The following is a 16,353-nucleotide window of genomic DNA, read 5'->3' on the forward strand; positions in this document are numbered from 1 at the left end:
GCGGATACCGCTCTTTAAAAGTTGTGTTGATGAATTTGAGTTTGCAGATTCGATACAACTTTGAATTGCTTAAGTGACGCTCCGCAGATGAAATGCGCTAAGTTACTTGTCTTTCTTCAACTAGCCTATTAAATAACTGATTAACAAAAAAGGAGATAAACCATGTTTGGTAAAAAAAGAATCCTTGCACACGAAAGAGGACTGTACTTTGTTGATGAACAATTTGTTGAGATACTTAAAGAAGGTTCATATTGGTTTACAAATCTTTTTAAGAATGAAGCGCTTGATATTGTTTCTGTTAAAGAGGCGTGGCTTGTCCATAAGGAACTCGAATCAATTATCAAGTCTGGTAAAATAAATAAAGATGAACTTGAAGTAATCGATATAAAAGATAATCAACGTGCAGTTGTATGGATTGACGGAAGATTTGACAGAATTCTTTACACTGGTATTTATGCTCTTTGGAAAGTTGGTCGTGAAGTTTTAGTAGAAGTGATCGATGTTAAAAGCCCACAATTTGTCCATGAAAAACTGGATATAATTCTGGATGCAGGTGCATCGAAAGCTGCACTAAATGAATTCATTGTAGAAGACAACCATATAGGATTGTATTTCGAAAATGGAAACTTCATGGGAAATCTAAAACCTGGCAGATATGCATTCTGGATAGGTATTTCCAAAGTAAAACTTTATCAGGTAGATCTGAGAGTAAAGTCGAGCGATATTTCCGGACAAGAAATTATGACTGCAGATAAAGTTTCTTTAAGATTGAATACCCTTGTCAACTACAGAATTGTAGATGCATACAAATCTGTTTCGATGGTTGAAGATTCGACTCAGGCACTCTACAGAGAAGCACAGCTTGTTCTTAGAGAAGTAATTGGAACAAGAGAACTTGAAGCTATTCTGGCTGAAAAGGATTCTGTTGCGAAAGAGCTTGAGGAAAGACTAGCGGTAAGAATGACTAAGTACGGTATCGAGGTTCTAAGTCATGGAATCAGGGATATAATTCTTCCTGGTGATATGAAAGAGATCCTGAACAAAGTTATCCTTGCTAAAAAAGAAGCAGAGGCAAATCTCATCTCCAGAAGAGAGGAGACTGCCGCAATGAGAAACCAGGCAAATACTGCTAAAATGCTCGAGAGCAATCCTGTTCTTATGAAGCTCAAAGAGCTTGAAGTTCTTGAAAAAATTGCTTCAAAAACTGATCTGAAAATTATGCTTGGTGAAAAAGGGTTAACTGATAAAATTGTTAACTTACTTTAAGTATGAAAAAGCTCATTGAAATAGATGGTTCATTCGGAGAAGGAGGCGGCCAGATTCTTAGGTCGTCTCTTTCGTTATCAATGTATACTCAACAGCCTATTTCAATAAAGAATATCAGAGCCGGAAGAAAAAAACCTGGCTTGATGCGTCAACATCTTACTGCAGTAAAAGCTGCAGCAGAAATTTGTAATGCTGAGGTTAAGGGAGCTGAGATTAGTTCTTTGAAAATGGAGTTTTATCCGAGAAAAGTAAAATCAGGTAATTACAATTTCCATATAGGTACAGCTGGAAGCACTACTCTTGTCTTACAAGCAATTCTTCCTGTTCTTATGCTTGCTGATGGTGAATCGAATATCAGTATAGGCGGAGGTACTCATAATGAATTTTCTCCACCAGTAGATTTTCTTAATTATTCATTTTTTAAGCAGTTAAAGAAAATGGGTCCTGATGTAAATATTAATATCGGGAAATTCGGATTCTATCCAGTTGGAGGCGGGGAAATCTCTGTTAAGATAAACCCAGTCCAGAAATTAAATAAAATTGATATTCTCCAGAAAGGAGAACAAATATGCAAAAAAGCAATAGCATATTCGTCACTGATTCCCGAAAGTATTGGTAAAAGTGAAATGAAAATCATTCAAAAAAAACTAGATTGGAATGAAGTAAACTGTATGGCAAAAATGGTTGATTCGCCGGGACCAGGAAATGTTGTTCTACTTATTGATGAAAATGAAAATTCAACAGAAGTGTTTACCGGGTTCGGAAGAAGAAATTATAAGTTGAAAAATGTAATAGATGACGTATTGGGAGAATACGCGGAATATTCAGATGCTGATGTTCCGGTTTATAAATATCTGGCTGATCAATTAATAATTCCGATGGCACTTGCTGGCGGCGGGAGTTTTGTTACTACCGAATCGTCATCACATACTCTTACAAACATTGAGGTTGTGAAAAGGTTTTTAGGAATTGAAATCACTGTTGAAAAAATTAATGAGAAGCAATATCAGGTCAGAATTGGTGATAAGGCCTGAATAAAAATTAATTGAACAGCGGCTTTATAGTTCTGTGGTGCAAAGGCAAGCACATTGGGCTTTGAACCCAAAGATGTAGGTTCAATTCCTGCCGGAACTGCATATTACGGAAAGGTAGCTCAGCAGGTAGAGCAAGCGGTTGAAGCCCGTTGTTTGCGTGGGTTCGATTCCTACCCTTTCCACAAAAAACTTGGCAGGTTTGAGCAGCGGCAGCTCATCAGTTTCATAAGCTGAAGGTCATTGGTTCGAATCCAATACCCGCTACCCTACGGAAGCATAATTAGTAAATGCACCCGGCTTATATCCGGGAGATAGTGGGTGCGAATCCTACCCGTAGGACTTCATTGTACTTAAATAGATAGATTTAAAAATTTTTAAAATTGGTATTCATTTCCTTTCATGACATTATTATGGTGTTTGTGGTGTAATGGTAGCACAATTGGCTGTGACCCAATAGGACTAAGTTCAAATCTTAGCTTACACCCAACATGCAAGTATGGTGGAATTGGTATACACGGTAGTCTTAGAAACTACTGCCCAAAAGGCTTGAAGGTTCGAGTCCTTCTACTTGTACAAATGCCTTCGAAGCATTATAGGTTGATGCACCGGTTTTGTAAACCGGAGAACAGGGTTCGAATCATTGCGTTGGCTCGATGTCGTTATCGTCTAACGGATAAGATGCCTGGCTACGAACCAGGAGATTAAGGTTCAAATACTTATAACGATTCCAATGCTCTCTTAGTATAACGGATAATGCAAATGTTTTATAAACAGTTAGACGCGGGTTCGAGTCCCATAGCCAGTTCATTAAATCCTCTAAAATAAAATATTTTAGGAGTTTTTTATTTCTTCAATCAATTGATCTGACCTGATAATAAATTTAATTTTGATTATGAATAAAGAAATATTATTGAGTCCAATCGGTTTTGTTCGATCTGATCTTAAGCAGCGGTATGAAACTCCAAGACAGGGGGTTCTTGCAAAGCAAAGTAAAGCAATTATTTATCTTAATCCTAAAAATAATTTTGAGCAAGCTTTAAAAGATTTGGATGGCTTTGAAAGAATATGGATCATCTATCAGTTCCATCTTAATAAAAACTGGAAACCCCTGGTCACTCCACCACGGCATACAAGAAATAAAGTTGGGGTATTTGCAACTCGTGCTCCTTACAGACCAAATCAGATTGGATTAAGTTGTGTTAAATTTGATAAAGTTGATGGATTAAAAATATTTATTTCAGAATCTGATATTCTTGATGGCACACCGGTATTTGATATTAAACCATACTTACCTTATTCAGATTCTTTCCCTGGTGTTAAAACTGGTTGGGCAAAAAGTGATCTTTCTGAAATTTACAATGTTACTATTAGCTCTAAAGCTAAATTTGCTGGTGAGGAGTTAAAATTAGAAAAAGACATTAATCTTTTTGATTATGCACGGATCCAGCTTGAATTTAATCCAATTGATTTATCGAGGAAAAGAATAAGTAAAATTAATGCTAAAAAATCAGGGAGAGAAATTTTTGCGTTAAGTTACCAGGACTGGCAAATCCATTATGTTGTTGATGAATTAAAAAAGAATGTTAAAATTCTTAATATCATTTTTGTTGATAGGAAAAAATTATGAAACTGTTACTCATACTTCTGCTTGCGATTTCTTTGATCCAAACTTCATCATGTACTCAATCAAAGGAAGAAACAAAAACATTACTTATCAGATGCGATGATCTGGGGATGTCTCACTCTGTTAATATGGCATTCAAAGAATTGATGGAATCTGGACTAATGTTTTCAGCATCTGTAATGTTTCCTTGTGCCTGGTATCAGGAAGCTGTGGATATTTTAAAAGCTAATCCGCAAATAACTGTTGGTATTCATTTAACATTAAATGCCGAATGGAAAAATTATCGTTGGGGACCAGTTTCAGGAAAAGACAAAGTTCCGTCATTGGTTGATAAAGATGGTTACTTCTTTCCTTCACGTGCAACTTTTTTTGCAAATAATCCTAAAACAGAAGAAGTTGAAATTGAATTACGTGCTCAGATCGAAAGAGCAATTAATAGTGGTTTAAGAATATCCTATCTTGATTATCATATGGGTACTGCTGTTGATAAACCTGAACTAAGAAGTATAGTTGAAAAACTTGCAAAGGAATACGGACTTGCCATCTCCCGTTATTTTGGAGAAGTTGATGTCGAAAGTATGTATGCGGTTGAGATAAATAAAAAACATGATTACTTATTAAATCTTATTGAAAAAATTGAGCCAGGAAAAATCAATCTACTTGTTTGTCATGTTGGAAAAGATCATCCGGAATTACGGGCAATGATTGATATGAATTCTTTTGGTTTAAGTGAGATGAGCAAACATCGCGAAGCAGAACTGAATGCATTAGTTTCTGCAAAGCTTCAAAACATTTTCGAAAAAAATAATATCAAGCTTATAAACTACAACGATTTGATAAATGAAATAGGAGTGGATAAAATGAAATCTCCTGTTGAATCAGGATATTGAATAAACGATTCTCAATCATCAATATTTTATAACTAATTCTATATTTTGCCCTATCAACAATTGACTAAAACACTTTTTTAAGTTAATTTTAAAGAGCACTAATCACTCTTAGGGGAGTTATATGTGTTCTGAGCATGATTATTTTATTATTAAAATAGAGTCTTATCCGGCAGCTGCAAAAAGTGTGGCAACTGCATTTCACTATTCTTTCCTAAATCTTCCAACGCAATTTCACATCCTAAAATTATATCCAAACAAAGGTGTAGTATGAAAACTTTTTTACTTTTTATTTTAGCTATTTCTTGTTTGAGTTTTGCACAAACTTTTAATAATGTAGAATTAAATAGCAGTGATTCCACATTGGTTGCATATCTACCATTAAACGGCAACGCAATTGATGCAAGTGGCAATGGATACGATGGTACTGTAAATGGAAATGCATTACTAATAGCAGATAGATTTAATACACCCGACAGAGCATACACCTTTCCGGATCAATCAAGCAGTATATCATTGGCAAATTCTGTTAATATGAATCTGGAGACAGGCTTTACAATAAATGCCTGGATAAAATATAAAAGTGGAGGTACGAAGATCATAGTATGCAAACACGTTTGCGGATTTGTAAATGGATTCCTTTTTGGAATTGATACTGACGGACAATTACAATTATGGTTAGGTCAGAATGGCTGGTCGACTGTTAGAACAAATCAGACTTTTCTAGAAGACCAATGGTATATGGTTACAGCAACGTATAATACAAGTTCTGGAATTGCTAAAGTTTATGTTGACGTCCAAATCGGTGGAACAGGAAATGTTGCATATAATAACTTTAGTTCTAATCCCATTTCAATTGGCGAGTCTTACCAGAACAATTGTACAGCAGGTAATATGAATGGTGCTGTTGATGAGGTTAAAATTTATAACAGACCCTTGAGTGATGCAGAAATTCTTGATGAATACAATAACACTTACAATGATTTAGTTTTGTTCTTACCCTTTAACGGAAACGCAAATGATGAAAGTGGAAATGGAAACAACGGAACTGTTACCGGAGCCGCCTTAACTCAGGATAGATTTGGTGTTGGTGGACAGGCATACAGTTTTAATGGAACAGATAATTTTATAACCATCCCAGATAATCCAAACTTGTTTTCCGATGAACTAACTATTTCCTGGTGGTATAAAATGACAGAAATATTAGGAGGTGAAAGAGTTGTTATCGGCTGGGTTGATGGTGGACATCGGTATCAGCAATTCTTCAATGGCGGCCAGTTAAGTTATTTAAACGGATACAATGTTGCTCAACCCGGAATGTACTTTAATCCAATTTACGGATTGAATGATCTTAATATTTGGAAAAACGTTGTAGTCACTTACCAAAAAACAGGTGCATCAACCTCTACAACTTCAATTTATGTGGATGGAGAGTTGAAGCAAACTGATAATCATACTTTAGCGATGGATTATGCTTCAGGATCTGATTTCTTCATTGGTAAAAACCATAACGGAAATTTCTTTAAAGGATATCTGGATGATATAAGAATTTATGATCGTGCTTTAAATGAAAATGAAATAACTGAGCTTTACAATGATAGTACAACATATGAGCCTATAACAATCAGTAGTGTCTATCCACAACAGAATTCATCCTACTTTAAACCAGATGAAACAATTAAAATATTCTTTGCGGAACCAATGAATCCCTCTACAATTACAGGTAACAATGTTTTCGTGCATGGAAGTTTAACCGGCAAACATTTATTTAATGTTTCATATACATCTGCAACCAACTCACTAGAAATTTTACCCACAACTACATTTAAGTATGGTGAGTTGATAACTGTTTCACTTGATAGTTTGATCATAAATGCGGCAGGTCAGAATATTACTCCTTATGTTTTTCAGTTTAATGTTAAACCTGAATCAGGTTCATTAAAGTTTGCAGTAGCAGATTCCTTCCAGTTAAATTTTTCTCCAACAAATATTACATGTGGAGATTTTAATAATGACGGGCGAATAGATGTTATTGCAAGTAATTACGATAGCTTAAAATATACTGTACTTCTAAATAACGGATCGGGAGGTTTTACGCTCGGTGAAGAAATGGCGGGTGAATTTAAGCCATACTCTATTTCATTTACAGATATAGATAATGATAGGGATCTGGATATGATCATTGCTACCAATGAAGAAAATAAGATTAGAATTCTAAGAAATACTGGTCAAGGAATATTCTCTTGGGTACTACCTATAGATGTTAATGCTCCAATTGGTGTTTGCCCAGGTGATTTTGATGGAGATGGTGATAATGATTTTGTTGCTTTAGTTAATTATGCCAATTTCGATGGAAGAGCTTATTTCTATAAAAATGATGGTAGTGGAAATTTCACTGAAAGCGGATTTACCTCAACAGGTTTTCCTCAAGCTATAAAAAATATCGTTGGGGATATTGATAACGACGGTGATCTTGATATTCTTGGTGGAACAAGTGATTACTGGGGTGTTTATAAAATCCTGGTAAATGATGGTACTGGTAATTTTACTTATTCAGGCGGACCATATATAGGTCCAAACCCTGATGAAATAGCAGGAGGTGATTTTAATGGCGATTATTATTTAGATTTTATTAGATGCGATTGGTACCAAAGTGGTCTTGGTATAGCCTTAAATGACTCTCTCGGTGGATTCAATAATTATCTTAATCTCGGTAATGTAGGCGGTAGCCCTCGTAATCCGGTTGTAAGTGATTTTGATGGCGATGGCGATTTAGATGCTGTGAATACCAATGGAAATAATATTCAAATACTTACAAATAACGGATCCTTAAGTTTCATTCTTGATAATTCATATCCTATGCAAGCCTTAAATGGAATTACAGCATCTGATTTTGATGGTAATGGTAGTGTAGATTTAGTTGGAATCTGTTCAGCAACAAATCAAATTAAATTCTTAAAAAACTGTGTTGATAGCCTTGTTGCTTACTATCCATTTTCAAATAATACAAATGATTATTCCGGAAATATTAATAATGGAATAAATTACAATGGAGCTTTAAGCAAAGACAGATATGGAAATGATAACAATTCAATGTTCTTTAATGGTGTTAATAGTTATATAGAAGGAATAAACCCGGGAAACAATTTACCAGTTGGCAATTCTCCAAGAACTTTTAGTGCTTGGATTAGAAACTTAGAGTATAATCAATGGGGAAGTAACATTTTTCATTATGGAACTGCTCAGGCTGCACCAACGAATTTCCATTTTCTGATAACTGATGTTTTAGGATTAGGAAATGGTTACGGGTATGGCGTTGTTTATGGAAATATAAATTTAAATGATTCTTCGTGGCATTTTGTTAGTGGTGTTTATGAAGGCGGCACAGAAAGAATTACTAAATTGTATGTTGATGGGCAATTAGATGTTACTGGAGTAATCACAAGTGAACCAAATACGGTTCTTGGTAATAACTGGAAGATTAGTCAATTCATTGCCAGCGGAATACCATTTAAAGGAGACATTGATGAATTAAAAGTTTTTAATGTCGCTTTGTCTGATCAGAATGTTTGGGATATGTACAAAGCAACAACAACAGCCCCAAATTTATTATTTCCAGGTAATGATTCAAGTTTAATTAATCCTCAAACTTTGATCCTAGATTGGGACAGCACAATAACAGCAACATCTTATAGACTATTATTATCAAATGATTCTTTATTCAATACAACTCTTCATGATACTTTAATAAATGTTTCTTCTTTTGATTTTTACAACTGGTTTTCAGTAAACATTGATAACCTTTACTGGAAAGTTAGAACAATTAATGATGGCGGAATTGGTCCCTGGTCTCAAATCAATCACTTTAATATAATGTTAACTGATATCGAAGAAGAATCACAGCTTCCAAGAGAATTTGCTTTGATGCAGAATTATCCTAACCCATTTAACCCAAGCACAATCATATCCTATCATTTACCAAAAGCAAGCAGCGTAAAGTTAAAAGTTTATGATTTACTTGGAAACGAAGTTACTACCTTAGTTAACGAAGAACAACAAGCTGGAATTTACAATGAACAATATGTTAATACCAATTTAAGTTCTGGAATTTACTTCTATCAACTTAAAGCAGGAGATTTTATTCAAACAAAAAAAATGATTTTAATGAAGTGAGGCTAAAATGAAAAAGTATTTGTGTTTGTTATCTATAAATTTATTATTGATAACTTCTAATTCATCTCCACAGGGTTGGAATTTCCAAAACCCAGTATCTGAAGGAAAAGTTCTGACTTCTTGTAGTTTTTTAAACGAAAATGATGGTTTTGCAGTAGGCTTAGAGGGCACTATCCTTCAAACTACAGATGGTGGATCGCATTGGGAAAAATTAGGAAGTCCAACTACATATAATTTATCCGGTGTATGTTTTATCGATGCAACTAATGCAATTGCAGTTGGTGAATACGGAATAATTTTAAAAAAATCATTTGGTTCAAACGATTGGATTGTTCAATCAATCTCCCAATATCCAAAATTAAATGATGTAGAATTTCTTAATTCAGATTTTGGTATTATGGTTGGAGACGGAGGCACTTTGCTTCGCTCAACTGATGGTGGTAATAGCTGGACAACACAAACAAGTAATACTCCATACAATCTAAACTCAATTAATATTATTGATGTAAATACTCTTATCGCAGTCGGCGATAATGCAGCAATCATTAAAAGCACTGATGCCGGACTAACCTGGTTCACGCAAACAAGCCCTATAAATCAGCAATTTTTTGATGTGTCATTTGCAAATACAAACATTGGCGTTATTACTGGATTTAATGGAACAATACTATATACTTCTGATGGTGGTAATAACTGGAATATTTCTGCACAGTTAACATTTAACGAAATAAACAATGTAAAATTTTTTAATTTAACTAAATGCGTTGCGGTTTGCAGTAGTTTTCTGATAATTCTATCCTCTGATGGTGGGCAAACTTGGGAATCAGTTCAAAATTATTTTTATCCTGACGGTGGGAATGATATTAGTATATTAAATGATACCACAGCGGTTTCGGTTGGATATGGAATAACCAAAACTTCTGACCAGGGAATTACGTGGTTAGCACAATCGGGTGGAATTATCAATACTTTATATGGAGTCTGTTTTAATGATATTAACCATGGAACTGCCGTTGGTGCTCAAGGAACAATTTACAGGACTAACGATAGCGGTAACAGTTGGTCTCAACAATTGATTGGTGGGCAAGATTTACTATCTGTTGGTTTTGCTGATGTTAACAACGGTTTTGTTACAGGTTATGATGCGAGGATATTACATACCACCGACGGAGGACAAAATTGGGAATTGCAATTTGAAAATGGATTTTATCTTTGGTTCAATGATATATCGGTAACAGATATTAACAATGCTACTGCTGTTGGTCAGGGGGGAAGAATACTTAGGACTACAGATGCCGGTACAAATTGGACACTTCAATCAAGTGACCCAGGATATAACCTTTATGCTGTTGATTTTATTGACAATAATATTGGTTTTGCTGTTGGAGATTATGGAACAATTCTTCATACAACAAATGGTGGGAACAATTGGGAATTGCAAAATAGTAATTATCCAAATTCTTATCTTTTTGCTGTTTCTTTTATTGATGAGAATAATGGTGTAGCAGTAGGCGGAGATCAGTTTTCAATTTATTCTTTATTTCTGAAAACTACAGATGGCGGGCAAAACTGGATATCCATTAATCAAACTATCGCTGAAAACTACCTTTATGATGTTCAATTTATTACACCTAATGTTTTAACAGCTGTTGGTAGTTATGCGGATATTTATAGAAGTACTAATGCAGGATTAACTTGGGTAATGCAAGATAGCGGAAGAACTAGCAGCCTGTCTTCGGTTTCTTTTGTTGATGAAATGAATGGCACCGCCGTTGGGGATAATGGAGCAATTCTGCACACAACTAACGGCGGAGTTACATTTATCGGTAATGAGGAAAATCATTCTCTACCTCAAAATTTTGTTCTTAACCAAAACTACCCGAATCCTTTTAATCCAAGTACAAAAATTAGTTGGCAGTCGCCAGTTAGCAGTTGGCAAACCTTAAAAATATTTGATGTGCTTGGTAATGAAATTGCGACACTTGTTAATGAGTACAAACCTGCGGGATTTTACAATGTAGAATTTACAATGAACAATTTAAGTTCTGGAATTTATTTCTATCAGCTTAAAGCCGGAGATTTTATTCAAACCAAAAAAATGATTTTGATGAAATAACTTCAAATGAAAAAGTTTTTTCTAATCATAATTCTACATTTTACACTGTACAATTTACATTGTAATGCTCAGCAGCAAAATCACTTTACACATTTTACAACGGAAGATGGTTTATCCCAATCTTCCGTTTTTAGTATTATGCAGGATGATATTGGTTTTATGTGGTTTGCAACCGAAGACGGGTTGAATAAATTTGATGGAAATAAATTTACTATTTACAGGCCAATTCAGAATGACACAACTTCTATACCTGATTTGGGCATTCGAAAAGTATATAAAGATGCTTCCGGTAAGCTTTGGGTACTTTCTTTAAGAGGTAAACTAAGCCGATACAATCCACAAAAAAATAATTTCTCCAGATATTCATTTTATACTGACACAAATACTAATTCCGTTAAAATTATAACGCTGGCAGAAGATAAAGATCAAAATTTGTGGGCAGTTACAACAAAGGGTGAATTTTTTATTTATGATCAGGAGAAAGATAATTTTCATTCTAAAAATCTGAATCAAAATATTAAGAAACAGTTTGAATCCATTCACTTACAATGTTTATTAGTTGATAAGGAAAATATATTTTGGTTGGGAACGTGGGAAGGTTTAATTAAACTTGAAATGAGTGAACAACAAGTATTTAAATATAATTACTCATCATTAAATCCAAATTCACTTGCCGGGGATATGGTATTTAATATTGCTGAGGATGAATTTGGAAATCTCTGGGTCGCAAGTGCTAATGGTGGTGTAAGTGTTTTCAATAAAACAACTGGAAAATTCAAAGTATACAACTACAATCCTGTTCAAAATAATTATCTCAGCAGTAACAGGATAATGAGCATTTTGATTGACAGCAGAAAGAAAATATGGATAGGAACCTTTGATAAAGGTCTTGATATGTTTGATCCCGAAACGAAGACATTTACAAATTTTTCTCATAATCCTTCCATAATTGGCTCATTAAGTATTGGAGCCGTTATGTCAATCTATGAAGATAAAAGTGGTGGAGTCTGGTTTGGAACAGGAGGCGATGGAATTAATAGATATGATCCTCTCAATCAAAACTTTACTCACATACAACATTTACCGGGTAATTCAGCAAGTATAAGTCCAAATCCTGTTCTTTCCATTTGTGAAGATCATCTTGGTAATTTATGGATTGGCTCTGACGGGGGCGGAATAAATGTCAGAGAAAAAAACTCAAATAAGTTTAAAACCTTTTTACAGAATCCAGCATTTGGAAGCAATGCAATTACAGTAATTTATGAGGACAGTAAAGGAAACATTTGGATCGGAGCTGATCCAGGGGCTGATTCTCCTGCTGGAGCAGTAATTAAATATAATAGAAAAACAAACTCATTTGTACCATTCAAAAATATTTCTATAAAATTTGGTGGTGTTTCCGCAGTCCACGAAGATAAGTTTGGAGAGCTGTGGGTTGCGACTCCATCCGATGGAATCCATCGTTACAATCCAACAACATCAGAAGAAATTGTTTACCGGACAAATCCAAATGACTCAACAAGTATAGGAAGTAATTCGATTTTTAGTATATGTGAAGACAGTAATGGTCATCTATGGTTTGGTTCAATCTCAGCAGGGCTCAATCTTTTTAATAGAGAGAATAATTCATTCACCAGGTTTGTAAATGATCCAAACAATAAATATAGTTTGGGAAGTAATGCTGTTTGGTGTATTGCTGAAGATGGTAAAAAGAATTTATGGGTAGGAACCTGGGGTGGAGGAATAAATAAATTTATTAGAGGTAAAAAAATATTTTTAAGGTATACCGTTGATAATGGATTAGCAGGAAATATTGTATACGGAATTATACCCGATGATCAAGGTAATTTGTGGATAAGTTCAAATAAGGGGTTAACAAAATTTGATATCAATACTTCTGAGTTTAAAAATTTCGATAAATCAAATGGTTTAATGATTAGCGATTTTTCAGCCGGTGCAGTATTCAAATCTAAAGATGGAAGATTATTTTTTGGCGGCAATTCAGGTGTAATTGAGTTTGATCCAAAAGGGATAAAGGAAAATTTATTTGTACCAAATGTAATTATAACTGATTTTCGTGTGTTTGATAAACCTTTTCAACTTGATAAATCTATTTTGTTTACTGATGAAGTAAATCTTAATTATGATCAAAACTTTTTTACATTAGAGTTCGCTTCACTTGATTATACCTCTCCAGAAAAAAATATTTATGAATATAAACTTGAAGGTGTTGATAAAGATTGGATAAAATCTGATGGAAGAAGATTTGCGAGTTACACAGATATAAGTAATGGCCATTATAAATTTAGAGTAAGAGGTTCAAATAGCAGCGGCAAGTTTAATCCTGTAGAAGCAGTTCTAAAAATTACTATCGCACCGCCTTTTTGGAAAACCTGGTGGTTTAGATTGATTGCTTTGATAATACTGATGCTCATACTTTATTTAACTCATAAATATCGTCTAAACAAATTATTAGAAGTTGAAAGAACCAGAAACAGAATCGCTCGAGATCTGCATGATGAAGTTAGCGCAAGCATTACGGGCATCGTTTACTTTGCTGATGCTGTAAAAACTGAAGTTAAAGAAAAAGAATCCCAGGCTTTAAAAAAACTTATCGGTTTGATAAGTGAAAGTGCAATTCAAATTCAGGAATCGATGAGTGATATTATATGGTCCATAAATCCTGATAATGATGACTGGAATGTTGTTCTTCCAAAATTACGTCGTTATGCTTCCGATCTTTGTGAAAGTAAAAACATAAAGTATAATATAGAAATGCCTGAAAGTTTTTCTGGAAAATATTTGAAAATGGAGCAGCGACATGATTTGTGGTTAGTGTTTAAAGAGATTGTAACAAATGCAGTTAAGCATTCGCTATGCAAAGAAATAAATATTAAACTATTTACCGAAACAGGTTACTTGCATCTTCAGATTTCTGATAATGGAATCAGTTTTGATGATAAAATTCCGAGTTCAAATAATGGTTTAAAAAATATTCGGACTCGTATAAAATCGCTGGCAGGCAGCGCGGAATTGATAACCTCAATTGGGAATGGAACAAAATGGAAGATCAAAATTCCTTTAACTAAACAAAAGTAAATAATATGGATAAGACCAAGCCTGAAGCAAAAAAACACTATGAAACTGAAAATTCGACAATAAAAATTATGATAGTTGAAGACAACCGATTTACGAGAAGTGGCTGGGAAGCGGTTATTCAGGCAAATAAAAAATTTAATCTGGTAGGTTCATTTGCTAATTGCGAAACTGCATTTAATTCCGATGTACCGCCTAAAACGGACTTAGTTTTGATGGATATTGGCTTACCAGGAATTTCTGGAATTGAAGGTGTTAAATATCTAAAGGAAAAATTTCCTAATATAATAATTGTTATGTGTACGGTTCATGAAGATAACGAAGAAATATTCCAGGCAATTTGTTCGGGTGCAGTTGGTTATTTAACTAAAAGAACATCACCAGAGGAATTAATTAAATCTTTGATCGATGCCTATAATGGAGGCTCTCCTATGACACCTAGTGTTGCTAGAAAAGTCATTAGTTCATTTCAAAATTTTAATCCGAATGTTGAAGCAAAAAAAATAATTGAATTAAATGAAAGGGAACAGCAAATATTAACCTTAATGGCTCGGGGAAAATCATATAACGCAATTGCTGATGAAGTGTTTTTGTCGATTGATGGAGTTTATTATCACATTCGACACATTTATGAAAAACTACACGTTCACAGTCGTGCAGAAGCAGTGGCAGAAGGATTAAAAAAGAGAATAATTAGAGCGCCCTAAATCCACCAAGGTGAAACTTTCAATAATTACTTTTAAAAATGTAGTAGAGACAAACATTTTTCACCCTTTGCACATCATTCAAATATCAACTAAAAGACTCCAATATTTATTCTAAAACTACAGGTTTACGTAGTGCCAAATTAATTATCCGAAATTAGATTTCATTCTGAAATTCAAACAAGGAACAGACTTGTGTCTTTTTCTATTAATCAATTGATAATTAAGTATTTCAGAAAAAGGAAATACGGAAACATAAAACCGCAACAGCAATTAACAGAGTTGGAACAAAAAATAATTCAGGAAATTTCTATCGGCAAGTCTTATCAAACTATTGCAGATGAGCTATCAATTAGAAGTGAAGAAGTACAGAAACATATTAGAACAATCTATGAAAAACTTCAGGATAAAATAACTGATTAAAGCAGATCTAAATTTAAAATATATGTGTTGTAAGGAGAATCACTAATTTTGAATTATAGAATCAAGAGTGACAATTTACTTTTGTGAATAGAGGATGGAAATAGTATTCAATGTATAGAATCGCATTATGATAATCATATTGAGTTAATAAGATTTAAGAAGCCAAATTTAATGGACTATTTATCTGATAGACGGTTAATAATTATTGTTAGCGCACTAAGATAAATAGTAGAGCCCAAATAAAAATCGTAATCAGATTCAAACCTGCCGAACATAAAGTAACAGAACCTGATTGCAATGCTACTAATAAGTATTATTTCTGTTGTCAGTTTTTCATTTCTTCCTAATAATTTGCTGTTTGCATTTGGATATTACCTTCCATAACAACTTGATAGACAACACCTCTTTTAAAAGATAATTTAGCACTGAGCTTAAAAATAATTTAATTTAAAAAGGAGCAGGCAATGAAAACTTTAATAGTTGTTTTAATGACACTCGTTTTAGTTCCGTTTGTATCAGCACAGACAGAACAATTTCCAAAAGAAAAAAAATCAGCAATTGTAAATAATCTTAACGAAGGAATTAATTCTGCAAATATCGGTTTACGGACAAGTTCAGCTAATGTTTTATTTGACTTGATTGAAGAAAATTATCTTGAAAGCAGTGATGCTTCAAAATCGATGATTCCTTTATTAAATATGCTGGAAAAAGGTAAAACTGATGATGAACGAATCGCAGCTGCTGTAGCACTTTATAAATTAGGTAATGGTATTGGCATTTATCGGTTAAGAGGAGTTGCAATATTTGATGATAATAAAAGAGTAAGCACTATTTGTAAAAATTTATATTACAGTTTCCATAAACTGCATGGAACAGAATACCTGATAAATTTCTAATCTAAATTAAAATTTCCTCTCAACTCTCCTTGAGGCAGATTAAGAATTAAAATTCTTAATCTGCTATTTTTATTTTAAACCTTTCATCTTTTCAATAATGAACATCTTGCGATTCCTTTTAATAAAAGATAATA

10 protein-coding genes and 7 tRNA genes are annotated in these 16,353 nt (G+C 33.8%); all 17 read left to right on the forward strand.

Annotated features, from left to right (window positions below; all coding sequences use genetic code 11):
* Positions 1-162 precede the first annotated feature (162 nt).
* The 17 genes from IPJ23_19125 (at position 163) to IPJ23_19205 (ending at position 16,219) form a co-directional block, all read left to right on the forward strand.
* Positions 163-1,266 (forward strand): slipin family protein, encoded by a 1,104-nt coding sequence (locus IPJ23_19125; protein MBK7632754.1) that lies wholly within the window; start codon positions 163-165, stop codon positions 1,264-1,266.
* A 2-nt stretch (positions 1,267-1,268) separates the two neighbouring features.
* Positions 1,269-2,300 (forward strand): RNA 3'-terminal phosphate cyclase, encoded by a 1,032-nt coding sequence (locus IPJ23_19130; protein ID MBK7632755.1) that lies wholly within the window; start codon positions 1,269-1,271, stop codon positions 2,298-2,300.
* Between the two features lie 28 nt (positions 2,301-2,328).
* Positions 2,329-2,400 (forward strand) — tRNA-Gln (locus IPJ23_19135).
* Between the two features lie 8 nt (positions 2,401-2,408).
* A tRNA-Phe gene (locus tag IPJ23_19140) sits at positions 2,409-2,482 on the forward strand.
* A gap of 10 nt (positions 2,483-2,492) precedes the next feature.
* Positions 2,493-2,564, forward strand: a tRNA-Met gene (locus IPJ23_19145).
* Between the two features lies 1 nt (position 2,565).
* A tRNA-Ile gene (locus IPJ23_19150) sits at positions 2,566-2,639 on the forward strand.
* A 73-nt stretch (positions 2,640-2,712) separates the two neighbouring features.
* Positions 2,713-2,785, forward strand: a tRNA-His gene (locus IPJ23_19155).
* Between the two features lie 5 nt (positions 2,786-2,790).
* Positions 2,791-2,873: transfer RNA gene (locus IPJ23_19160), tRNA-Leu, on the forward strand.
* Between the two features lie 5 nt (positions 2,874-2,878).
* Positions 2,879-2,951, forward strand: a tRNA-Thr gene (locus IPJ23_19165).
* A 241-nt stretch (positions 2,952-3,192) separates the two neighbouring features.
* Positions 3,193-3,927 carry a tRNA (N6-threonylcarbamoyladenosine(37)-N6)-methyltransferase TrmO gene (tsaA, locus tag IPJ23_19170; protein MBK7632756.1) on the forward strand — a complete coding sequence of 245 codons (735 nt, stop codon included), beginning with the start codon at positions 3,193-3,195 and terminating at the stop codon, positions 3,925-3,927.
* A complete protein-coding gene (locus IPJ23_19175) occupies positions 3,924-4,814 on the forward strand; it encodes a polysaccharide deacetylase family protein (protein ID MBK7632757.1) in 891 nt (296 codons plus the stop codon). The genes tsaA and IPJ23_19175 overlap by 4 nt, the downstream gene beginning before the upstream one ends.
* A gap of 267 nt (positions 4,815-5,081) precedes the next feature.
* On the forward strand, positions 5,082-8,984 hold the full coding sequence (locus IPJ23_19180; GenBank protein ID MBK7632758.1) for a VCBS repeat-containing protein: 3,903 nt from the start codon (positions 5,082-5,084) through the stop codon (positions 8,982-8,984).
* Positions 8,985-8,991: 7 nt separating this feature from the next.
* A complete protein-coding gene (locus IPJ23_19185; GenBank protein ID MBK7632759.1) occupies positions 8,992-11,100 on the forward strand; it encodes a T9SS type A sorting domain-containing protein in 2,109 nt (702 codons plus the stop codon).
* A gap of 6 nt (positions 11,101-11,106) precedes the next feature.
* A complete protein-coding gene (locus tag IPJ23_19190) occupies positions 11,107-14,199 on the forward strand; it encodes a hypothetical protein (protein ID MBK7632760.1) in 3,093 nt (1,030 codons plus the stop codon).
* Between the two features lie 68 nt (positions 14,200-14,267).
* The gene (locus IPJ23_19195) at positions 14,268-14,903 is read left to right on the forward strand and encodes a response regulator transcription factor (GenBank protein ID MBK7632761.1); all 636 of its coding nucleotides are present in this window, start codon (positions 14,268-14,270) and stop codon (positions 14,901-14,903) included.
* 192 nt (positions 14,904-15,095) lie between these two features.
* The gene (locus IPJ23_19200) at positions 15,096-15,323 is read left to right on the forward strand and encodes a hypothetical protein (protein MBK7632762.1); all 228 of its coding nucleotides are present in this window, start codon (positions 15,096-15,098) and stop codon (positions 15,321-15,323) included.
* Positions 15,324-15,787: 464 nt separating this feature from the next.
* The gene (locus IPJ23_19205) at positions 15,788-16,219 is read left to right on the forward strand and encodes a hypothetical protein (protein ID MBK7632763.1); all 432 of its coding nucleotides are present in this window, start codon (positions 15,788-15,790) and stop codon (positions 16,217-16,219) included.
* Positions 16,220-16,353 lie beyond the last annotated feature (134 nt).

It is taken from the genome of Ignavibacteriales bacterium (assembly GCA_016709765.1).
Lineage (GTDB): Bacteria > Bacteroidota > Ignavibacteria > Ignavibacteriales > Ignavibacteriaceae > IGN3.